The sequence below is a fragment of the Endozoicomonas sp. NE40 genome, from assembly GCF_040549045.1.
Classification (GTDB): Bacteria; Pseudomonadota; Gammaproteobacteria; order Pseudomonadales; family Endozoicomonadaceae; genus Endozoicomonas_A; species Endozoicomonas_A lisbonensis.
Genome location: NZ_JBEWTB010000002.1, coordinates 3,591,367 through 3,613,131 on the forward strand (window position 1 = coordinate 3,591,367; position 21,765 = coordinate 3,613,131).

17 protein-coding genes are annotated in these 21,765 nt (G+C 48.2%); 7 read left to right on the plus strand and 10 right to left on the minus strand.

Features of this window, described 5'->3' with window-relative positions:
* Positions 1 to 190: 190 nt before the first annotated feature.
* The 3 genes from V5J35_RS17060 to V5J35_RS17070 form a co-directional block, all read right to left on the minus strand.
* Positions 191 to 499 carry a cold shock domain-containing protein gene (locus V5J35_RS17060; RefSeq protein ID WP_354016456.1) on the minus strand — a complete coding sequence of 103 codons (309 nt, stop codon included), beginning with the start codon at positions 497 to 499 and terminating at the stop codon, positions 191 to 193.
* 381 nt (positions 500 to 880) lie between these two features.
* Entirely contained in the window at positions 881 to 1,879 is a 999-nt protein-coding gene (locus tag V5J35_RS17065) for a sulfurtransferase (protein ID WP_354008301.1), read from the minus strand.
* Positions 1,789 to 2,934, minus strand: a complete 1,146-nt coding sequence (locus tag V5J35_RS17070; RefSeq protein WP_354008302.1) for an FAD-dependent oxidoreductase — start codon at positions 2,932 to 2,934, stop codon at positions 1,789 to 1,791. Before V5J35_RS17070 ends, V5J35_RS17065 begins: the two co-directional genes overlap by 91 nt.
* An 82-nt stretch (positions 2,935 to 3,016) precedes the next feature.
* Between V5J35_RS17070 and V5J35_RS17075 the strand changes: the two genes are divergently transcribed.
* Entirely contained in the window at positions 3,017 to 4,330 is a 1,314-nt protein-coding gene (locus tag V5J35_RS17075; protein WP_354008303.1) for an amino acid permease, read from the plus strand.
* Positions 4,331 to 4,417: 87 nt separating this feature from the next.
* The gene (locus tag V5J35_RS17080; RefSeq protein ID WP_354008304.1) at positions 4,418 to 7,258 is read left to right on the plus strand and encodes a hypothetical protein; all 2,841 of its coding nucleotides are present in this window, start codon (positions 4,418 to 4,420) and stop codon (positions 7,256 to 7,258) included.
* 172 nt (positions 7,259 to 7,430) lie between these two features.
* Here the strand turns inward: V5J35_RS17080 and V5J35_RS17085 are convergent, their stop codons facing one another.
* From V5J35_RS17085 to V5J35_RS17100, 4 genes are all read right to left on the minus strand, one after another.
* Complete coding sequence (locus V5J35_RS17085) at positions 7,431 to 9,014, minus strand: SpoVR family protein (RefSeq protein ID WP_354008305.1); 1,584 nt, start codon at positions 9,012 to 9,014, stop codon at positions 7,431 to 7,433.
* Positions 9,007 to 10,290, minus strand: coding sequence for a YeaH/YhbH family protein (locus V5J35_RS17090; RefSeq protein ID WP_354008306.1), 1,284 nt, complete (start codon positions 10,288 to 10,290; stop codon positions 9,007 to 9,009). Before V5J35_RS17090 ends, V5J35_RS17085 begins: the two co-directional genes overlap by 8 nt.
* A 180-nt stretch (positions 10,291 to 10,470) precedes the next feature.
* Positions 10,471 to 12,393 carry a PrkA family serine protein kinase gene (locus tag V5J35_RS17095; protein ID WP_354008307.1) on the minus strand — a complete coding sequence of 641 codons (1,923 nt, stop codon included), beginning with the start codon at positions 12,391 to 12,393 and terminating at the stop codon, positions 10,471 to 10,473.
* Positions 12,394 to 12,753: 360 nt separating this feature from the next.
* Entirely contained in the window at positions 12,754 to 13,605 is an 852-nt protein-coding gene (locus V5J35_RS17100) for a lysophospholipid acyltransferase family protein (protein WP_354008308.1), read from the minus strand.
* A 255-nt stretch (positions 13,606 to 13,860) separates the two neighbouring features.
* Between V5J35_RS17100 and V5J35_RS17105 the strand changes: the two genes are divergently transcribed.
* The 4 genes from V5J35_RS17105 (at position 13,861) to V5J35_RS17120 (ending at position 18,329) form a co-directional block, all read left to right on the plus strand.
* Positions 13,861 to 14,646 (plus strand): sulfite exporter TauE/SafE family protein, encoded by a 786-nt coding sequence (locus tag V5J35_RS17105; protein WP_354008309.1) that lies wholly within the window; start codon positions 13,861 to 13,863, stop codon positions 14,644 to 14,646.
* Between the two features lie 76 nt (positions 14,647 to 14,722).
* Positions 14,723 to 15,583, plus strand: a complete 861-nt coding sequence (gene lgt / locus V5J35_RS17110; protein WP_354008310.1) for a prolipoprotein diacylglyceryl transferase — start codon at positions 14,723 to 14,725, stop codon at positions 15,581 to 15,583.
* The gene (locus V5J35_RS17115; RefSeq protein WP_354008311.1) at positions 15,580 to 16,413 is read left to right on the plus strand and encodes a thymidylate synthase; all 834 of its coding nucleotides are present in this window, start codon (positions 15,580 to 15,582) and stop codon (positions 16,411 to 16,413) included. The genes lgt and V5J35_RS17115 overlap by 4 nt, the downstream gene beginning before the upstream one ends.
* 197 nt (positions 16,414 to 16,610) lie before the next feature.
* Positions 16,611 to 18,329 (plus strand): SET domain-containing protein, encoded by a 1,719-nt coding sequence (locus V5J35_RS17120; RefSeq protein WP_354008312.1) that lies wholly within the window; start codon positions 16,611 to 16,613, stop codon positions 18,327 to 18,329.
* A gap of 76 nt (positions 18,330 to 18,405) precedes the next feature.
* Here the strand turns inward: V5J35_RS17120 and V5J35_RS17125 are convergent, their stop codons facing one another.
* Positions 18,406 to 19,545, minus strand: a complete 1,140-nt coding sequence (locus V5J35_RS17125) for a M20 family metallopeptidase (RefSeq protein WP_354008313.1) — start codon at positions 19,543 to 19,545, stop codon at positions 18,406 to 18,408.
* Positions 19,546 to 19,698: 153 nt separating this feature from the next.
* Here V5J35_RS17125 and V5J35_RS17130 point away from each other — a divergent pair, with 153 nt between their 5' ends.
* A complete protein-coding gene (locus V5J35_RS17130) occupies positions 19,699 to 20,478 on the plus strand; it encodes an alpha/beta fold hydrolase (RefSeq protein WP_354008314.1) in 780 nt (259 codons plus the stop codon).
* A 63-nt stretch (positions 20,479 to 20,541) separates the two neighbouring features.
* On the opposite strand, the gene V5J35_RS17135 is transcribed toward V5J35_RS17130, so the two are convergent.
* Positions 20,542 to 20,784: a hypothetical protein gene (locus tag V5J35_RS17135; protein WP_354008315.1), complete on the minus strand. Its 243-nt coding sequence runs from the start codon at positions 20,782 to 20,784 to the stop codon at positions 20,542 to 20,544.
* Between the two features lie 143 nt (positions 20,785 to 20,927).
* Positions 20,928 to 21,710 (minus strand): 3',5'-cyclic-AMP phosphodiesterase, encoded by a 783-nt coding sequence (gene cpdA / locus V5J35_RS17140; protein ID WP_354008316.1) that lies wholly within the window; start codon positions 21,708 to 21,710, stop codon positions 20,928 to 20,930.
* Positions 21,711 to 21,765: the final 55 nt, after the last annotated feature.

Below are 21,765 nucleotides of genomic sequence, written 5' to 3' on the forward strand. Positions count from 1 at the left end.
TAATGTGATCTACCAACAGCAATTTATGTAAAAGAATAAAATTGCCGCTGTTTACTCCACATACACGTATTCCTTTAACAGAATGCAGATGCATTACTGTTGTTTTAGAAAATAAAACATCATACGGCTTACATAAACGGTAAGCCGTATCAGAATACTTTCAGTATGTGATCAAGAGTGCTGCAGTTCCTCAAGCGGGAAGGATTTCTTCCCGGGAAGCAGGTGTGTCGCTCTCTTTGTCGCCACTGGTCTCACCGCTGTTACCAGGTATTACCTTGGTAGCAATAAGCCCTTTGGGGCCTTGACCAATTTCAAACTGAACACTCTGCCCTGCTTTCAGGGTTTTAAAGCCTTCCATTTCAATGACAGAGTAATGAATCAGTACGTCCTGATTTTCGGTGGCTTCCTGAGCTTGAATAAACCCATATCCTTTAGGGTTGTTGAACCACTTTACTGTTCCTTCCAGCATAGCTTCCATTTCCTTCTCGGTCGCTTCCATACAGCGCGATGCTTACAACTTTACATTGAACGAACCGCCGGGAAACTGCAACCTTTATTGTTTTATTTTTAGTCACATTGTTTTTCTGTATCATCCTTGATGCAGTGCTCATATTACGGTGATGCCTCTCCTGACCCGAGTGTTTTTTGGACATCAGGGTTGAGATACGATCCTCCATACCGGGTGGGTTTGGATACTGCGCTCCCACAATAAGAAGGTACAGCCGACATTTCCCTATAGAGCATAAGTTATTATAAAACCATCTTGAGAAATGTTGATAGTCTTTCGTCAAACGATTATGGCAGTTTAATCGTTTTACTCTTTTTGAGCAGAGTTTTGAGCAGTGCCTGATGGATTCTGACGATGATAAAAAACACGGATTTATGGTTTTTCGTTGACTAATGACTGACCAGTTTCAACAGGTAATTGCTTATGCCATGACCATTCCACCCAGGAACCGTCGTAATTTTTTACTTTGGGGTATTTCAGAAGTTGTGTCAGAACAAAATGGGTATGGGAAGAACGAACACCGGACTGGCAATAAATAATGATCTCTTTTTCGGGGGTAATGCCCCGGGAAGAAAACAGCTTTTGCAGTTCACTGGTATCAAGAAAGCCCTGCTTATTAACACTGTGTTTGTATTCGAGCCAGGCACTGCCTGGAATGCGACCCTTGCGAAAAGCACCGGTCATAAGGTTCTCACCGGTGAATTCATCGCTACTGCGTACATCGAGCAGCACCGCATCCTGCTTAGGCAGCTGTCTGACCTGTTCCAGCTCTGCCAGATATTCCGGATACGCCGTCCCCGTAAAGTCAAACGTCTCAGGAGTCGAAGAGAACACGGGTTTGATGCTGGTGGAAAAGCCTGCGAGCTTCCAAGCGCTCAAGCCGCCATCCAGTAGATAAACCTGATCATGGCCGTACAGTTTCAGAATCCACCAGACCCTTGCGGCGTCAAGGCAGTTACGGTCGTCATACAGAACCAGTCGTGTAGAAGAGGTGGCACCGAGTTTGCCAAGCAGGGATTTCATTTTGTCTTTGCTGGCCCGCATCCCCTTGTAAGGGTATTCGGATTCATCGGCTTCATAATCGGGCCGCCAGATGTTACGCGCTCCGGGGATATGACCAAGCAGGTAAAAAAGGCTCTGGCGCACATCCAGCACCAGGACACGGTTGTTGGACTGCAACCAATGGTGAAGCTCTGATGCAGAGATCAGGGAGGCGGTCTCTGCCGCTGCCGAAGGGACGAACAGGTCTGCCAATAACAAGCCTGACAGAAACAGATGGTTTATGACGCGGCTGAAGAACCCATCGAACCTGGCAGAGGTAGTGGAAACTGTGCCATGAAGCGTTTGTCTATCCAGTTTTTCCAGAGCCATACCAGCCCCCCCTTTGCTCTGAAGGCGCCTCTGGAAGCGATGGCGCGACCATCCGCACAGCTTAGCAGAGATAGAAATTGCTGCTGGGGCTGATAGGGTTGAAGGGGTTGACCAGTAAGCCAGGCTTTCAGATTCTGGTGCAATACCGGTGCCTGACGCACTGCATACACACCGCACTTGGCCAGGGCGGCTTCTGTAAAGGCGGCAATATCGCCACTGGCAAAAACGTTGTCGTGGCTGCATGACTGCAGAAATGGATTGACGCGTATAAAACCCGTCCGGTCAGTGCTTAAGCCACTGTGGGCAGGCCAGGGGGCGGGACAGGCCGGTGTGGCAAGGATGACCTGATCATAGGGCAGATGCTGCCCCGACAGACTGCTGATGCAATGGTCAAGAACAGTGGCCACCTGAAAACTGGCATGAACCTTAATGCCTTTCTGAACCAGTTCATTAGTAATCAGTTGTCGTACAGCAGGGGAATGCCCCGGCACAACACCGTTTGAAGTAATGATGTGTACGGTCAGTGCTGTGCTGTATCTGAATCGTTCTCTCAATGCCATGGCAACTTCAACACCTGCCGCACCACCGCCAACAATGACCAGATTAAAAACCTTTGACTGTTGCTCAAACTGATTCAGTCGTTCCTGAAACTCTTCTGACAGCCACGGAAGAAAACGCTTTACAGGCTTAATGCTGATGCAGTCAGGACCATCAACCACCCGGCTCTGGGTAGAGCCCGTATTGATCGACAGTGCATCGTACTTCAGGGTTTGACCGTTCAGTGTGGTGAGTTCATTGCTGTCAGCTGCCAGCCCGGTAATTTCATCTTCAATAAATTCACTGCCACTGCTTTCTGCCAGTACTTTCAGGTCTATGTGTGCCTCTTCCGGCTGATAGACACCGGCAATCACTCCGGGCAACATGCCGGAGTACGGGGTGTAGCGGGTACTCGACAGCAGTATCAGCCGACAGGGCAGGGGGTGTTTCTGTAATGCTTTCAGCAGCAGGGCGTGAGTGTGGCCGCCACCGGCAAGCACAAGGGTGTTTTCTTTCATTACGGATGGCTACTCCGGAAGAATACAGGATTCATTTTTCCATAGTCTAAACTGTCTGCTCCATCTGTAAGAGGTTAGCCGTTTGGAATCACGAAAGCTGTCTTTACTGCCACTGACTATGCTGGTGACCGGTAACATGATGGGAGCCGGTATTTTCCTGCTGCCATCCTCACTGGCAGGCTACGGGTCGATAGCGCTGCTGGGCTGGATAGTCACAGTAGCCGGTGCAGTCATGCTGTCACTGGTGTTTGTGCGTCTGGCTGCAGTGTGTGAAAGTGGCAGCGGACTGTATGCATTTACCCGGGAAGGGCTGGGGCGGTATGTGGGGTCTCAGGTGGTTTATGGTTACTGGGTGGCGATATGGATTGGCAACACGGCGGTCGCTATTTCCGGTGTGGGCTATCTGAGCTATTTCTTTCCGGTACTTGCTGATCAGTGGGTGGCCACTTTATCAGCCATATTGGTAATCTGGCTGCTGAGTTGTCTGAACATGCGAAATATCCGCATGATTGGTAATTTTCAAATCGTCACCGCGTCCTGCATGCTGATACCTGTGCTGATTGTTGGAGTACTGGGCTGGCTCAGTTTCGACAAACACTTGCTTGTGGACTCGTTTAACGTGACCGGGCAGCCGGTACGTCAGGTTATCTCTGAGTCACTGACGATTACTTTGTGGTCGTTTATTGGTCTTGAGTCAGCCTGTAATCTGGCCGGACATGCCAGAAACCCTGAACGGGATGTTCCCTTTGCCACTTTCTTTGGTACCCTGCTGGCAGCGATTCTTTATATCCTCAGCACTACCGCCATGATGGGGGTTGTTCCAAACGATGTGCTGCAATCTTCAGCCGCGCCTTTCTCTGTAGCAGCGCGTTACATTCTGGGGGACTGGGCCGGTGAGCTGGTCAGTGCCATGGCCGTGATTGCCTGCTTTGGCAGTTTAAATGGCTGGATTCTGATGCACGGCCAGGTGGCCAGGTCAGCCTGTGCAGATGGCCTGCTGCCCAGGGTGTTTGGGAAGTTAAACAAACATGGCTCACCCAGCTACGGTTTGTTAATCACGTCTGTCCTGATGTCCATTCTGTTGCTGATGACTGTTGAGCCGACGGTTCAGAAACACTTTGAATTTATCATTTTAATCGCTGTTTACATCATGCTACTGGCGTATTGTTGTGCCTGTATCGCCTGCCTTAATATCCAGAGGCGTTCAGGCCAGATTGAACAACCAGTATTGTGGGGGGTGATCATTGTACTGGCTCTGGGTTACTGCTTCTGGAGTTTGTCTGGAGCGGGTTATCAGATCCTGATGAACGGTACACTTCTGGTTGGCTGTGGCAGCCTGGTTTACTGGTTGCTGGAAAGAAGGTCAGCGACAAGGATTGATGTAGGACAGTCTTAAGTCCGGCAGGCTGCTAACTGGAATTATTCGCGCACAAGGGACTAACCTCTGATTTTTTACTCAAACGTATCTTAGGTTATTTTAAAAATGCTTGAGCCTTCACAAAAGAATAAGTTGATTCCACTCAAATTCGTCGCAGGGTTGGTCATTGGCCTGGTATTCTTCAAAACTGGCCTTGAGTCGGCAGAAGCTAATAATATAAAAGCGCTACCTCTTAGATCCGCTATTTTATTTTTACACCTCCTCCCCTTCTCCCAAATAAATACTCCTGAATTCCGGCTAGATTTGGAATGGTGGGGCGCTCGAAAAAAACAAGACCTTCAAACCCCTCCTGACGACCCCAGAGCGCATTATCTGGTGCCGTCGATTCGTACAGCCCGGTCGTCTGAAAAACTGAAAGAAATACAGCAATGGATTGAGATAACAGGTGATATCGACCAAAGAGTCAAGTGGTATTATGAGGAGCATGATGGAAGTTTTTTTGAAAGGGCAGTGGAATATAAGCGCCGATCACAATGGGGCAAAGGGGATGGAAGGTATCATGACTGCCCCGGTAAGGTTGATCAGGTCGGTCATCTGGTGTATGAACCCTGCCTCTACGGGAATGAACATCACTCCCTGTCTCCCCTTACGCACGCTTTTCTTTCTGAAAACCTGAGTGCTGCTGCTTTACTGATCAGTTACGGAGCACCACTGGAGCCAAATTTATTACATATACTGGCGTCGGATAATAGTTCATCGCGCCCTAAAGGTGCCGCATGGAAGCTGCTAACCCTTTATATTAAGGCTGGGGGGCCTTCCGGGATAGCCAGAGTTGCGCAAGTTCCATCTCTGCAAGAGCTGTTTCACGCATCCAGAGCGAAGTTAATCACCTCTGTTGTCTCTTCACCCTTCTACTCACCTGTAACAGGTGGCGTTGAGCATATTGAAGCAGCACTCAGACAGCTCGCTCAAGACCCTGTTGTACAAAATATGAATAGTTATGGAGTTCCACAAAATACAGGGCTATCCAACCCTCTATATGAGGATTATATCAACAAGAAAGACTCAAATGGTTTTACAGCCCTTGCCAGAGCCGTTATAGCGAGACATTTTAACTTTCCTGTACCTGCATTAATTGCATTGGGTGCAGACCTGTCAATCCCTCCTCCGGACAATTGGTCATTATTAATGCCGGTCTTAGATTATCCCGAGTATATACAAGCATTATTAAATGAAGGTCTGTCTGCTTTACAAAAAGACCCGGAAGGTTATTCGGTTCTTGATTATGCAGGAAAGAGGTTTGAGGGGTGGTTTTCAAAAGAAAGTCACCTGGTTATTACTACCCTCTGCCAAAGCGTTAGTCCGGACACAACATTTCATCTGGCGGGATCACAAATAACCTGTGCCGATTGGATAAATGAGAATTTCGAACAATATGGTGCCTCATTCAAAAATAAAATAAATAAACTACGCACACTTAAAACTCTTAATAAAGACCAGTACTTTCCTGAAACCATAGAACAATTGGTGCAAAATAATAAGATAAATGGGATGAGGGATATGGCCAGCGATATAAGTTTGTCGGATTTAGATAACCTTATAAAAAGACATGAATATTATAATTTTCATCCCAGCAGGTTGCTATACAAAAGTACTAATTTAAAAATGATTCGAACACTTCTTGAATGGGGTGCTTCCCCTGATATCGACAGGCAAAATTTTGGTTATAGCGATGGTTACTACAATAATTTTAATATTTTTAACAACGTAAAACTTCTAAGAAAGCCACAGTCATCGCCTTTTATATCCTCTATAAGGTCAGGGAACCTTGATCTGGTTAAACTTTATCTGGAATATGGATCTGACATTGGTCAGAACGGTATTTTTGCTGCAGCTATTGAAAGTGGTCAGCCCGATTTACTACTTTTTTTTCTTGATATGGGAATCAGTGTTTCTTATTTCCTGACAAGTGAGCTTGTCATTGATACACCGGTTAAAACTCTTGAAAACACAAGGGGTACAATAGTATCAAAAGATATAAATTTGTTGCTTAACTTATATATTACCACTCGTTTTGAAAGGCACTCACAACAACCACTAACAGAGCAACAGTTTCTTGATCAGATGCTTGATTTAGCGATTATTGACGATAATCCAAAAGCTGTTGCTCTTGCTTTGTCCCGGGGAGCTAACCCTAATATCGATTGTGGCTGGAGATATGACTCATCAGGGCAAGATGGCTGTCGATACGGGGTACTGTACGCATTGCTTAAAGCCTCTGGCAATCCCAACTCCCCGTCAATCGTGCGGCTCTTATTGCTATTTGGTGGCAGCGCAACCAATATCGTAATGGACTACAAGGCTCCGTTTCCATATTGGAAACAAGAAACTGTTGCTCCTGCTGATTATCATTTACAAAACCCGGAAGTATCGGACGAACTGATTTTTTCATCGGCAATTAAGTATCGGGGAAGTTATCTTGATATAAATGGCAATTTGCAACCTTTCTATTCTTATCTAAACAGTCCGGTCAGTACCCTTGGTAGCTGTTCCAAAACAAATTACGCATATGATACCTTACTCCCAACGTTTTGCTGGGCAATAGCACCTGAAAACCGGAAAGTTACCTTGATACAGCACCTCAATAACGACCCTGGCTATGCCGTTAATGACGACTCTGGCCATGCCGTTCAGGATGTAACATCCCTTATTGATCAGATGTCCAATGCCATGAAACTGGCAAAGGTGCATACGGACAAATTGTTTGCCTCCCCCGTTTGCACCTGTCTAAACCTTAAAAAGGACTCATACCTTCCAGAAGATGCAGAGGAATTAACGGATTTTTACCCATATTGCCAGCGAGTACGTGATCAACTGTCAGATAGCACCAAGCAGTTGTTGAATAATCATTGTGGTGTTTCATCCACTGATTCAGTTACGAATTAAGACTGAACCTCAGGAGAAAGGGCAACAGCTCCTGCGTTGCCCTTTCTCCGGCATCCTTGTCGTCGTGCGATTGCAATAAGCTGTTCTAAAAGTTTTTGCAATCCTCGCTACGGACACTTAAGACCGACAGGCTCCTGGCAGCAATGATGACTTAAAAATGGATGGTTAATTGCTATACGCCCTCCTCCTGATAGAGTTCTTCTGTTGGGAGTTCATAACGGTTGATCAGTTTATCCTGCAGGTCAACAGACTCCATTCTTACGTCAAAACCCCAGAGCCTGTGCAAGTGTTTGATGATTTCCATAGCGCTGTCGTCTTCAACGGGTCGCCCCTGATGCATGTAATGCCTGAGCGTCAGTGAGCGGTCGCCTCTGACATCTGCGCTGTAGATTTGAATATTTGGTTCCCTGTTGCCCAGGTTGTACTGGGCTGCCAGAGATTCGCGCAGATTGCGATAGCCCATTTCATCGTGAATGGCACTGACCTCCAGATAGGATTCACGATCATCGTCGTTAATACAGAACAGGCGCAGGTCACGCATCACTTTAGGTGAGAGATACTGAAGGATAAAACTCTCGTCCTTGAAGTTGCGCATGGCAAAATGCACGGCTTCCAGCCAGTCAGAACCGGCCAGGTCCGGGAACCAGTAGCGGTCTTCTTCCGTCGGGTGTTCGCACATACGGCGTATATCCTGGAAGATGGCAAAACCCAGGGCATAAGGGTTGATGCCGCTGTAACGCTGGTCATCAAAAGCAGGCTGGAACACCACATTCGAATGAGAATGCAGGAACTCCATAATAAAGCCTTCAGTGATCAAACCTTCGTTATACATCTCATGCATCAGGTGGTAATGCCAGAAGGTCGCCCATCCTTCATTCATCACCTGTGTCTGTCGCTGAGGGTAGAAGTACTGGGCAACTTTTCGCACGATGCGGATGACTTCACGTTGCCAGGTTTCCAGTAACGGGGCATTTTTCTCAATAAAGTACAGAATATTTTCTTCAGGGTGCTGCGGGTAGCGGAATTCCTGTGCCTGTTGTTCTGTTTCTTTAATTGGAATGGTGCGCCACAGATCATTCAGATTGCGCTGAATGTACTCCTCACGCTCTTTAGCCAGCGCCTTTTCCTGCTCCGGTGAGATAGGGCGAGGTCGTTCGTATCGGTTTACCCCCTGATTCATCAATGCATGACAGGCGTCCAGTATTTCTTCAACGGCATCCATGCCGTGCTTTTCTTCGCACTGTGCAATGTAATTTTTGGCAAACAGCAGATAATCAATAATGGAATCCGCATCCGTCCACTGGCGGAACAGATAGTTGCCCTTGAAAAACGAATTATGACCATAGCAGGCGTGGGCAATCACCAGTGCCTGCATGGGCATGGTGTTCTCTTCCATCAGGTAGGCGATGCAGGGATTGGAGTTGATAACGATTTCATAAGCCAGCCCCATGTGGCCCCGCTGATAACTCTGCTGATTGCTGAGAAACTGTTTGCCAAAACTCCAGTGGTTGTACATCAGGGGCATGCCAACTGATGCATAGGCATCAATCATCTGTTCGGAACTGATGACTTCGATCTGATTGGGGTAAGTGTCCAGTCGAAATTTGTCTGCCAGGCGGGCAAATTCCCGGTCATACTGTTCCAGTAGCTCAAAGGTCCACTCGGAACCGGTGGAGATAAAGTTCTGTGTGACTGGCTTTTCTTGTGCCACACTTTTTTGTGTTGCCTCTGATTCGAGGATGTCGTTATCAGGCATTCTCGGCCTCCTTCTTCTCGAAGAGCTTGCGGAACACCGGGTAGATGTCCCCATGGCCACGAATTTGTTGCATGGCGAAATGTCCGGGATTCTCCTTCTCAATCACCTTGTATTCATGCCAGAGGTTCTGGTGATGGCGGTCGGTGATTTCCACGTAAGAGTAATACTGGGTTTTGGGTAACAGTTTTTCCTCAATGATCTTCCGGCACTTACTGGAGTCCGCTTCCCAGTTATCCCCGTCAGAAGCCTGGGCAATGTAAATATTCCACTCACTGGGCGAATAACGATCCAGCAGAATTTCATCGGTCAGGCGCAGGGCTGAAGACACCACTGTGCCGCCGGTTTCCCGGGCATAGAAAAAGTCGTGTTCGTTGCACTCCCTGGCTTCGGAATGATGGCGGATAAAGACCACTTCGATTTTTTCGTAATTTCTTTCCAGGAACATATACAGCAACAGAAAGAAGCGTTTGGCGATATCCTTGATTTCCCGGGTCATGGAACCGGAGACGTCCATCACACAGAACATCACAGCTTTGCTGGAGGGCTGCGGCACCTTCATCATGTTGTTGTATTTCAGGTCAAAGTCATCAATAAACGGCAGTCGTTTAAGCTTGCCATTCAGCTCGGTAATGCGTTGCCTGAGTTCTTTGACACGGAACTGATCCGTGTCTGCCGGGCTGACTTCCATTTCCCGCAGTTCACGTTTCAACTGACGAATTTCCCGACGCTCTTTACCGGACAGGGCAATGCGCCGGGCGTGTGCCGCACGCAGTGAGCGTACAACGTTTAACCGGTCCGGTGAGCCGGCCGAGGTAAAGCCTGCCCGCTTGAGTTTGAATTCGGTAATGTCTTTCAGTTCTTTGCGAACCAGGTTAGGCAGCGCCAGGTCTTCAAACAGGTATTCAAGAAATTCATCCCGGTTGATCTGGAAGACAAACTCATCGGTGCCTGAACCACTGTCACTGGCTTCACCGTCACCGGAACCCTTACCGCCTCCACCTTCCGGACGCTGGAAACGGTCGCCGGTGTTGAACTCTTTATTGCCGGGATGAACCTGTTCGTGCTGACCGCCCTGACCATGATGGAAGACGGGTTCACTCAGGTCTTTTCTGGGAATGCTGATATCGCTGCCGCTCTGGACATCAGTAATAGATCGCTGGTCAACGGCGTCCTGCACCGCTTCTTTTACCAGGTTTTTGTAGCGCCTGAGGAAGCGCTGGCGATTGACCGTACTCTTCTTTTTCGCGTTAAGGCGACGGTCGATGATGATGCTCATGGACGCTCTCCTTAGGTACTTTGTTATGGTGCATCCTTTCTGTGAAAGCAGAGGGGTGCTTATTGTTTTGGTGCGTTACTGTAAGGGGGCGGACTCATGCCTTAAAAAGGCATGAGTCGTTCTTTCCATGATTTTTTTATCGGAAAGCGATGCTTTCCGCTCGCTCATGGATGAGGTTACTTACTGAGATTTACGCACTCGAATGTACCATTCGGACAGCAGACGTACTTGCTTCTCGGTATAACCATAATCAACCATGCGGCTGACAAAGTCAGCGTGTTTGCGCTGATCGTCCTGAGAGCCTTTGGCGTTAAAGGAAATAACCGGCAGCAGGTCTTCAGTGTTAGAGAACATCTTCTTCTCAATCACGGTACGCATCTTCTCGTAACTTAACCAGCTTGGGTTCTTGCCATCGTGATTCGCCCGGGCGCGAAGGACGAAGTTAACGACTTCGTTACGGAAGTCTTTCGGGTTGGCGATACCGGCAGGCTTTTCGATCTTTTCCAGTTCGTCGTTCAGGGAAGCCCGGTCCAGAATATGACCGGTATCCGGGTCACGGAACTCCTGATCCTGAATCCAGAAGTCTGCATAGGTGATGTAACGGTCAAAAATATTCTGACCGTACTCGGAATAAGATTCCAGGTAAGCAGTCTGGATTTCCTTGCCCAGAAACTCTACATACTTCGGAGTCATATACTCCTTGATATAACGCATGTAGCGGTCTTGAACTTCTTCGGCATACTGCTGTTGCTCAATCTGTTGCTCCAGGACATACAACAGATGTACGGGGTTAGCGGCGACCTCGGTGGAGTCAAAGTTAAACACCTTGGAGAGAATCTTGAAGGCGAAACGTGTAGACAGACCTTCCATTCCTTCATCAACACCCGCGGCATCTTTGTACTCCTGTAAAGGCTTGGCGTTTGGATCGGTGTCCTTCAGATTTTCACCGTCGTAGACACGCATCTTGGAATAAATGGAAGAGTTTTCCGGTTCCTTGATACGCGACAGCGTGGTGAACTGAGCCAGCATCTTCAGAGTGTCTGGTGCGCAGGGAGCGTCTTTCAGCGAGCTGTGTTCCAGCAGTTTGTCATAAATCCGGATTTCTTCACTGACCCGTGTGCAGTAAGGCACCTTGACGATGTTGACACGGTCAATAAAGGCTTCGTTGGTCTTGTTATTGCGGAAGGACTGCCATTCAGATTCGTTGGAGTGTGCCAGAATAACACCTTCATAAGGAATGGCACCCATACCTTCGGTGCTGTTGTAGTTGCCTTCCTGAGTAGCGGTCAGCAGTGGATGCAGCACTTTAACCGGAGCCTTGAACATTTCCACGAATTCCATAATGCCCTGGTTTGCATTACACAGAGCACCGGAGAAACTGTAGGCGTCCGGATCGTCCTGAGAGAATTCTTCCAGTTGGCGAATATCGACTTTACCGACCAGGCTGGAAATATCCTGATTGTTTTCGTCGCCGGGTTCGGTTTTGGCAACGGCAATCTGGTTCAGACGACTGGGGTAGAGTTTTACAACACGGAATTTAGAAATGTCACCACCGTACTCATGGAGTCGTTTAACCGCCCATGGAGACATGATGTACTTCAGGTAACGACCGGGAATGCCGTACTCTTCGGTCAGGATTCTGCCGTCTTCTTCCGGGTTGAAAAGTCCCAGGGGGGATTCAAACACCGGAGAACCCTTGATGGCGTAGAACGGCACCTGCTCAATCAGTTGCTTGAGCTTTTCTGCCAGTGAAGACTTACCTCCGCCCACCGGACCCAGCAGATAGAGAATCTGCTTCTTCTCTTCCAGTCCCTGGGCAGCGTGCTTGAAGTAGGAAACAATCTGTTCTATGGCTTCTTCCATGCCATAGAACTCCTGAAACGTTGGGTAACGTTTGATGAGTTTATTGGAAAATATCCGGCTGAGTCTCGGGTCCCGGGCAGTGTCGATGACCTCTGGCTCGCCGATGGCTTCCAGCATTCGCTCTGCCGCATTGGCGTAGGCTCCGGGGTCCACCTTACAGAGGTCGAGATATTCCTGGAGGCTCATCTCTTCCTGCTGAGTGGATTCGAACCGTTGCTGATAGTGCTTGAATATAGACATTTTTTTATTGGCTCCCCCGCCTGGCCTCTAGTGAACCTTTCGGCGTACTACTTTTATTTATGCTAGTTATTCTGTGTTGTCAGGGCGCATTTATTACCTCAGGGACCGAACGACAGTGGGTATGTATTTAATCCCTGTATCTCACTTTATAGAGATTGTAGGTACAAATGTCTATAGATTTTACTGGCTATTGTCAGCGGCTTTGATGCAGGGCAGGAAAGGAAAAAAAGGCTGAATACGTTTTCAGTTTTTGAGCAGATCGCTGGTGTTTTTTAAACCCGGGCCTGTTATCAATCAGGCTCAGGTTTATGTTGTGACAGTGCATTAACGGAGCCTGATGCGCCTTTGTCTGAATAGCCTTTATGACCGTTTTCTGATCTTTTTTTTCAGTTTGAAACGGTCGTAATGCCATATCCATAACTCTGGATGGTTTTTGATCACGGCTTCCATTTTGTGTATTAGTCGCTGTAGGTTGTGTTGAACACTGTCGTTGCGATTATCTTTCAGTTCAATGTCAAATCGTTCGAACCAGAGTTGCCATTCACCATTCTCTGCCAGAGTGCAGTAATGGAACAGGATCGGGGTTTTGCTCAGCATAGCGGCATAAATGCCGCTGGCAGGGGCAGAGGTTTCCTGTCCAAAGAAAGTCACCGGCATTTCTTTGGCACGCATGTCGCTGTATAGAAAGACGGCGTATTTCTGTTTAATGGCCTGAAGTACGGCTGTCGGGTTGCCCCGCTGAATAAACTGAATACCTGCGCGTTGCAGGGCAGAGCGTCCCAGACTGTTCAGCCACGGACTTTGTTTGCCAGCACCAATAACGGTTTTAGTGTGAATACCCGCCCGGGTCAGCGCCATGGTTCCCAGGTCGGGAGGTCCTGTATGCAGCGATATGATAATAACGCCCCGGTCTTCAGCAACCGCTTCCTGAACAGTGGTCAGGTCATGCAACTGATAGCTGATGTGCTTTAAACGGGGAAGCGACAGGGCATAGTTAAGGCTGTGCCGGGCGGATGCCCTGGCTATCTGGTGGCTGTGCTGAGGTTCCGTATCAGGCAGTGCCAGCTTGATGGAGGCTCTGGCAATGTGTCCTTTCTGCCGGTCCAGCAACCATGCGCCGAATTGACTCATACCGTTCCAGAACACGTCAGGCAGGTATGAGAGAGCCATAACGGTTCTCTCTGCAGCAACTTCCTTCCAACTTGTAAACATATATTTATATTAATTAGTGGGCATTACTAGAACTAAAAAGTGTAAGATATCCTGACCAGAAGTCATAATTCTGTGAAACAATAACGGCGTAATAAATGATAACCCCTGTGAAAAGACAAAGGTTATAAAAAAACGTCTTTAGCCGATAATAGACTGATTAAGCTGAATTTTTTGAACTTCCCGGCTTATCTCAAGTTCACTGTTGTGTACATTGATACGGTTCCCGGTCGTGGATAAGCCAGTCAGGATGGTTGCATGGTATTTTTGTCTTATTTGATTTTGGGGGCGTTGGCAGGCACGCTGGCTGGCCTGTTTGGTATTGGTGGTGGGCTTATTATTGTACCGGTTCTGGTTTTCAGCTTTGAAATCCAGGGGCTTCCATCCGAAATTCTGACTCACCTGGCAGTGGGTACTTCACTGGCGACCATCGTTGTAACATCCCTCAGTTCGATTCGTGCGCACCATGCCAAAGGTTCTGTGCGCTGGTCGATTTTTCTTCTGATGGCCATCGGTATTCTGCTGGGTGCCTGGTTTGGGGTTTATACCGCCATCCAGATGTCCGGTGCCGTGTTGCAGAAGACGATCGGCATTTTCGCCATCCTCATTGCCATCAAAATGTGGATAGGCTTCAAAGCCAGAGATGGCAGTCATATTCCATCGCGCCCCACCTTTGTCAGCGCCGGTATTTTTATTGGCTGGGCTTCCAGTATCTTCGGGATTGGCGGAGGTACGCTGTCTGTTCCTTTTCTGCGTAAATGCAATCTTCAGATGCCTGAGGCGGTTGGAACCTCAGCGGCCTGTGGTTTACCCATTGCCCTGATGGGGGCGCTGGCCAATATGTTTATGGGGCAGGGTAACGACCAGCTCCCGGCAATGACAACGGGGTATGTCTATTGGCCTGCATTTCTGGGCATTGTGCTGACCAGCATGTTGTTTGCCCGTTATGGTGCCAGACTGGCGCATCATCTGTCGGCAGAGGTTCTGCAAAAGTTGTTTGCTGTTTTTCTTTTGCTGGTAGGGACAGAGTTTCTGATTCTTTGAGGCAGATATACTTGGTATCCGGTATTCTGTAAGCTTTCGCTTTTTTTAACCTCCAATCAGAGAACTGGAATCGCCCGTGATCCCCTACCCAGATATCGACCCCGTCCTGTTCAGTCTTGGTCCGTTAAGCATTCGCTGGTATGGACTTATGTACCTTGTTGGTTTTGCCGGAGCCTGGTGGCTGGGCATTTATCGTGCCAGAAAGTCTAATGGTCTGTGGAGTGAAGAGCAGATTGGTGATCTGGTGTTCTATGGCGCAGTGGGCGTAATTCTTGGTGGGCGCTTTGGTTATGTGGTGTTTTACAATTTTGACCACTTCCTGAGAGACCCTGCCTGGCTGTTCCGGGTATGGGAAGGCGGCATGGCTTTTCACGGTGGTCTGCTGGGGGTACTGCTGGCCATGTATCTGTTTGGCAGAAAGCAGGGCAAGAGCTTTTTCCAGATGACCGACTTTATCGCTCCCATGGTGCCTTTAGGCCTTGGTGCCGGACGCATCGGCAACTTTATAGGTGGTGAACTCTGGGGGCGTGTGAGTGATGTGCCATGGGCCATGGTATTTCCTACCGATCCGTCCCAGCTGCCAAGGCACCCGTCCCAGCTGTACCAGTTTTTCATCGAAGGTGTTGTACTGTTCTCTGTACTCTGGTGGTTTTCATCCAAACCCCGGCCCAGAATGGCAGTGTCGGGTCTGTTCCTGATTATCTACGGTCTTGGACGCTTTATGGTTGAATTTGTGCGTCAACCGGATGAGCAGCTCGGTTTTATTGCGTTTGACTGGCTGACAATGGGGCAGTTGCTATCTACCCCAATGATCATTCTGGGTGTAGCATTTATGGTTATTGGTTATTCTAAATACCCTCTGGTAAATGGTCAGAACCAAGACGACCTGACCTGGCTAAAACAGCACCCAGCGGCTAAAAACGGACTGAAGAAATGAAACAGTATCTGGACCTTCTGCGTCATGTTAAAGAACATGGCACGTTCAAATCGGATCGTACCGGCACCGGCACCTACAGTGTATTCGGATACCAGATGCGTTTTAATCTGGCGGATGGTTTTCCACTGGTCACCACCAAGAAATGTCACCTGCGCTCCATTATTCATGAGTTGCTGTGGTTTTTGAAAGGCGACACCAATATTGGTTACCTGAAAGAAAACGGTGTTCGCATCTGGGACGAATGGGCAACGGAAACCGGTGACCTGGGTCCTGTATACGGCAAACAGTGGCGCAGCTGGGAAGGCCCGAACGGTGAAGTGGTGGATCAGATTCAGTGGTTGCTGGATGAGATCAAAAAGAACCCGGACTCCCGCCGCCTGGTGATCAGCGCCTGGAACCCAACGGTTCTGCCGGATGTGAAACATTCACCGAAGGAAAATGCCGCCATGGGCAAGCAGGCACTGCCACCCTGTCACTGTCTGTTCCAGTTCTATGTGCTGGATGGCAAATTGTCCTGTCAGCTCTATCAGCGCAGTGCCGATATTTTTCTGGGCGTGCCATTTAACATTGCATCCTATGCGTTGCTGACGATGATGATTGCTCAGGTGTGTGGGCTGGAACTGGGTGAGTTTGTACACACCTTTGGCGATGCGCATATCTACTCTAACCATCTGGAACAGGTTGATGAGCAGCTGTCCCGTGAGCCTCTGCCATTGCCAACCATGAAGCTGAACCCGATGGTAAAGGATCTGTTTGAATTCACCATTGATGATATTGAGCTGGTGGATTATCAGGCGCATCCGCATATTAAGGCAGTTGTTGCGGTATAAACGTATAAACAGCTTCGGTATAACCGCTCAACACCGGGCTTAACAGGCTTTCAGGCCCGGTGTCACTCGATTCAGGTGGCGGACAGGATAGTTAGCCACCCTGACCATTCAGTTATTTTCCTGATCATATATGAAATTTGCTGGCCATTTTGTTGTCCATCTTTTATTCGATTCAAAAGGAAAATACAGGGTCGGTTATGCAAATTTCCGGTACAGAGAGTCCACCGTGTTCCGTTAGTGAGGTGGCTGCTTACAGTCAGGGTCAAAATGAAGGGCATGAAAGTAGCGTTGCTTTTGGTAAGGAAGTCCGCGCCCTGCTGACTGGTCCGCCTGTAGAGAATTGCGGTACAAAAGAGCATTCAGAGCCCTCTCAATTTCAAACGAAGGTCTTGCCTCCTCGTATTCCAGTCCATACATTCATACAAAATGCTAAGGATCAGAAGCGCATTGATGCAGGTTTAGAAATTCGGAGCCTGCTGGACAGATCACACACTCCGCTTACCCGAAGCCAGACAAAGCCTCCATCTGGAGATGCCCCGGTCAAAGTAGAGCTGCCCGACAGTACGGAAGACTCTTCCATTTCAAAAGCCCCGTTTGTATCCGTCAGAGGCTCAGAGATTGACGGCAAAGGTGCGTTTGCAGATAAAAGCTTTGCGGCTGGTGAAAAGGTGGGTGAATATACGGGGAAGATAGTACTCTCACATTTTTGTAAACCACACCCTGAACATTTTTATGTTGTTGAAATTGAAGAAGAAGACCTTGAACGAGACAATATTGATGAAAAAATTCAATATCTGAACAATGATACGTTCGTCGTATGGTCTGGCGTTGACCTTAAAGGCACACCCATGGAGTTCGGTATCAATGGCACTTCAACGATAAGGTATTTAAACCATTCTAAAGAACCCAATGTGGAGTTAAAGATAGATTTCAAGGGTTCTGAAGCAACCTGGTCAGAAAAAGATAAAATAAAAGTCAACGTCATGGCCATCCGCAATATAAACAGTGGAGAGGAGTTATGCTTTGATTACCTGTATGGGAATAAAAAAAGAATAAATTTCAAAAAAAATCTCGTTATGGATGTTGATGATTTTAAAGGAGCAAGACATACCATCGAATCTATATTGCCCGTCGCTATTTTTGGTAAAAAAGGCTATGTCATTGAACAGGGGGAAAAGCGTAAACTCTGTATTGATCAAGGACCCATAGAAAGTATCATTAAAAGAATACGGCAAACCGAAAAGGTTGCTGAAAAAGCCGGAGTATCAATCGATGTCCTCAATGCTACTACGAGAAAATCTTTCCATAGAAGCATGTCCGAAGATAAATGGAACCGTTACGGTGATTTCTGGAATTACATCAGCTCTGATGGGGACAGGGAGCTGGATAACGAAAATGAACAGATCCTGAAAGAGCTGATCGATGACCTCAATAATGAGGGCGAGGAGCAGGAATACCGGTTGAAACTTCTGCATACCACAGAGTACTTCTGGGTTGTGGACAATATGGTGGGTGACTGGAAAACCCGTATCAAACCAAAAACGCAGGCGATAAGAAATACAGCGACAGCCGCAGGTGTTACTGAAAACCTTCTGAAGGCAGAAAAATTATCGGACTTTCATGACGAAAAGGAACTCTCTGATAAAGTCTGGCGACTTTGTGCAAATCAGTGGAACCGTCTTGTCGATGAGGGTCAAGGCCTGACTGATTGTGATCGTAAGGCACTAAAAGAAATACGGGAGCTTGTTTCAGAACACAGTAAACTGAGTAGAGCGCTGAAAAATAAACTCAGGCATACAACCAATGTCTTATGGGCAGAAGCAGGCTACTCAGTGGACTGGCAGCTTTATGCTTCCAGCATTGAACCCCGGACTGCTGTGAGCCGCAAGAAAAGCCGTAAGAAGAAAAGAACGTGAGACGAGGTGGGCATCATGCCCACCTCACCGACAGTCTGTTTTGACTACCAGTCTATTTTAACTATCGACCTGCGCTTCAGGCTTTTTCTGCAATATTGATGATTACATTGCGCAGCAGTTCCAGACGCTTGGCAATGGAGCCCAGCACCATGAATTCATTGCGGCTGTGCATTGCACCACCAATAGGTCCCAGACCGTCAACGGTAGGAACGCCCAGAGAGCCGGTCAGGTTAGCGTCAGAACCGCCACCAACGGCCTGCCAGGTGATAGGCAGATCGATGTCTTTACCGGTTTCTTCGATCAGGGCCATCAGCTTTTCAGAGTCTTCGTTTGGCGTGAACGCAGGCTTGTAAGCTTTGCGGATCAGGTTGATGCTGATGCCTTCCAGAGACGGGTTAGCGACCATGTCGGCAATCTTCTGTTCCAGGGCAGCGTAAGCGTCGTTGTCCCAGAAACGGATGTCCAGATCGGTAGAAGCAAAGTCAGGCACGACGTTGCTGCCAGTACCACCTTTGACCGTACCAAAGTTCAATGTGGTGCCGGTTTCGAAATTGGTTTCCGGGTTCAGGGTGCTGATCCAGTGCGCCAGTTCAGTGATGGCGGAAACACCTTTCTCAGGCTCATTACCAGCGTGTGCTGCCTTACCGTTGAACTCGATAACGTAGTGAGCCATACCTTTACGGGCTTTAACCAGAGAACCGTCGGCACGGGCTGCCTCGGCCACCAGAACGCACTTGCTCTTTTTAGCGACAGCCTTGAGCCACTCACCGGAGAAAGTAGAACCTGTCTCTTCATCCGGGTTCATAACGACAGCAATGTTCAGGCGATCCATAACATCTTCCGGCAGGGAGCTTACCGCCAGGAATATGTTCAGCAGACCGGATTTCATGTCGGCGCAGCCAGGACCATAGGCTTTTTCATCGTCATGGGTCAGGGACCATTCAGCCACAGTGCCTTCAGGGAAAACGGTATCCATGTGACCAATCAGCATGATGTCAAACTGCTCAGCTTCTGGCTTATTGGTGACCAGCAGACCCGGACCTACCTGTTCGCCAAAGTCTTCGCGAGTTACCTGCCAGCCGATGTTTTCATACTTTTCAGTCATCATGTCAGCGATTCTGGCAACACCTGCAGGCGTGTTAGTACCGCAGTCAATGTTAACCAGTGGCTTCAGTTCTTCGAGATAGGCTTCGAGCTTGAATTCTTTAGAAGTCATTCGGGTTTTAGCCCCTTATGGGAATGAGTAACATGTGAAGGGTAATGAATTGCTGACTGTATACTTTTTGATCTAAGTCAAAAAATAGTGAGTAAACCTGAAAGATAAGTAGAATTGCGAAGAAAACAGAAAGCAATATAGGAACTCTCCAGTATGAAGCTCTATTCAAGAACGCAGGGGCAAGGGATTAATCTGCTCAGCGTCCATGGTTTGTTCGGCTCTCAGGAGAATCTGGGTGCTATAAACCGAAGGCTGGCAGAGTCTTTTTACGTACACGGGGTGGATGTTCGCAATCATGGTCGTTCGCCTCACCAGACATCAATGCAGTATTCAGATATGGCCGCAGACCTGATTGAGTACATGGACGAACAGGGGATTGAACAGGCGCACCTGCTTGGACATTCCATGGGAGGGAAAGTGGTTATGGAAACGGCTTTGCAGTATCCCGACCGGGTTAACAGGGTTGCAGTGCTCGATATTGCGCCTGTGACCTATACCGTGCGTCGACATGACGATGTGTTTGCCGGGCTGAAAGCGGTTAATCTCAACACACTGGAAAAGCGAAGCGATGCCGATGCTGTACTGGCAAACTACATATCTGAGGCTGCGATACGTCAGTTTCTATTAAAGAACCTGTTCAAAAAGGCAGATGGTGGCTTTGGCTGGAGAATGAACCTGGAAACAATTGAACAGTCCTATCAGTCAATCCTGTCAGGGCAGCAGGCAGGCAAGCCTTTCCCGGGGGAGGTACTGTTTCTGAAAGGCAGTGACTCCGATTATATTCTGCCAGAGCATCGCAGCGAGGTACTTAAACTTTTTCCCGGGGCCAGCCTGCGAAGCATTCACGGAACCGGCCACTGGTTGCATGCTGAAAAGCCTGATCTGGTCGCAAACGCCCTGATCCGCTTTTTCAACCGTGACCATTATGAATGAAAGCATTGAATAGTAAGAAGCCGCCCGGTTCGGCGGCTTTCTTCTGATCGTATTTTGATCAGGTTAATGCAGGGTTTCGTCATTCAATTCATCGGAATCATCAAATTTGTCAAAATCCTCATAGCTGCTCACTGTGTTTTGATGCAGCTGCTGGTTTTCCCAGTATTCATCGATACCCCGGCGGATGGATTTTGACTTTCTTTTCTTACAGCGATCTTTAACGGACTGAGCTTTTCGGACTTCCTGACCGCCATCCCAGTAGATTTGATCCTGGTCGTCGTACTGCATTGACCTAACCCTGGACATAAAGACTCCTTTCTCTACTACTTCAGGAACAACGCAACAGGATTGAGTGGCTTTTATTAGCTGACAATCCCACTGCTCCTATTAATAAATCTAGGAAAGCAGCGGGCATCGTTAATAAGAAAAGCTTATATGAAACAGCGGTTTCAATAGCCTGACGAGGTAAGGTCCGGAGATTGGGTACATTCAGGCAGTCGGATAACCTGAGAATTCAGGGTCCCGTCTGGCAGCAGGTCGATGACACGATAGCCTGGCGCCTGGCTGTCGAGGCAGAAATCATGAGATTCAGGCTTGAACTGAACAGCGGTTGAGGGTGCTGAGAGTACCTGAACAGGGCCTTGCTGCCATTCCTGTACCTGATGAATGTGGCCGTTAATCACCACTTTGACATTCGGGTGTGGGTTAATCCGTTCCCAGAATGCCTCGCTGTTCTGAAGGTTTATCTTGTCCAGCCACGGACTGTTGATGGTGTAAGCAGGATGATGAAAAGCAATCAGGGTGTGATGATCCGAATACCGACTCAACTGCTGTTCCATATAGCCCAGTTCTGAATCGGACAAAAGGCCGGGAATTCCATCATCCAGATGAGAGTCCAGCAGTAACAGCTGCCAGTTTCCCCTTATAATGGATTTTTGCATGGCAGTCGGAGAGACTTCCTGCATCAGGGCGGTGATGTCGTGGTTGCCAGCCAGCCAGTAATAGGGAATTTCCAGGGTGTCGAGTTGTTGTTGTATCCATTGATAGGACGCTTTACTGTCATCCTGGCTCAGGTCGCCAGTGACCACGATCAGGTCGATGCTGTTCAGGCGCTGTTCAATATCATCCAGAATACCACGCAGGCTCGCGCGGGTATCGACTCCCATCAAACGACCTTCTGTATTGCCAAACACATGACAATCAGAAATCTGGACAACTCGGATTTTGCTCATTCTTTCGCTCAGGAAGGGCAGGTTTAAAGATGCTTCAGTGTATCAGGTTTGCAGG

Bases quoted from the DNA above. Each gene is read 5' to 3' on its own strand.
- V5J35_RS17060 (WP_354016456.1), bottom strand. From the start codon at position 499: ATGGAAGCGACCGAGAAGGAAATGGAAGCTATGCTGGAAGGAACAGTA.
- V5J35_RS17065 (WP_354008301.1), bottom strand. From the start codon at position 1,879: ATGGCTCTGGAAAAACTGGATAGACAAACGCTTCATGGCACAGTTTCC.
- V5J35_RS17070 (WP_354008302.1), bottom strand. From the start codon at position 2,934: ATGAAAGAAAACACCCTTGTGCTTGCCGGTGGCGGCCACACTCACGCC.
- V5J35_RS17080 (WP_354008304.1), top strand. From the start codon at position 4,418: ATGCTTGAGCCTTCACAAAAGAATAAGTTGATTCCACTCAAATTCGTC.
- V5J35_RS17085 (WP_354008305.1), bottom strand. From the start codon at position 9,014: ATGCCTGATAACGACATCCTCGAATCAGAGGCAACACAAAAAAGTGTG.
- V5J35_RS17090 (WP_354008306.1), bottom strand. From the start codon at position 10,290: ATGAGCATCATCATCGACCGTCGCCTTAACGCGAAAAAGAAGAGTACG.
- V5J35_RS17095 (WP_354008307.1), bottom strand. From the start codon at position 12,393: ATGTCTATATTCAAGCACTATCAGCAACGGTTCGAATCCACTCAGCAG.
- V5J35_RS17100 (WP_354008308.1), bottom strand. From the start codon at position 13,605: ATGTTTACAAGTTGGAAGGAAGTTGCTGCAGAGAGAACCGTTATGGCT.
- V5J35_RS17105 (WP_354008309.1), top strand. From the start codon at position 13,861: ATGGTATTTTTGTCTTATTTGATTTTGGGGGCGTTGGCAGGCACGCTG.
- V5J35_RS17115 (WP_354008311.1), top strand. From the start codon at position 15,580: ATGAAACAGTATCTGGACCTTCTGCGTCATGTTAAAGAACATGGCACG.
- V5J35_RS17120 (WP_354008312.1), top strand. From the start codon at position 16,611: ATGCAAATTTCCGGTACAGAGAGTCCACCGTGTTCCGTTAGTGAGGTG.
- V5J35_RS17125 (WP_354008313.1), bottom strand. From the start codon at position 19,545: ATGACTTCTAAAGAATTCAAGCTCGAAGCCTATCTCGAAGAACTGAAG.
- V5J35_RS17130 (WP_354008314.1), top strand. From the start codon at position 19,699: ATGAAGCTCTATTCAAGAACGCAGGGGCAAGGGATTAATCTGCTCAGC.
- V5J35_RS17135 (WP_354008315.1), bottom strand. From the start codon at position 20,784: ATGTCCAGGGTTAGGTCAATGCAGTACGACGACCAGGATCAAATCTAC.
- cpdA (WP_354008316.1), bottom strand. From the start codon at position 21,710: ATGAGCAAAATCCGAGTTGTCCAGATTTCTGATTGTCATGTGTTTGGC.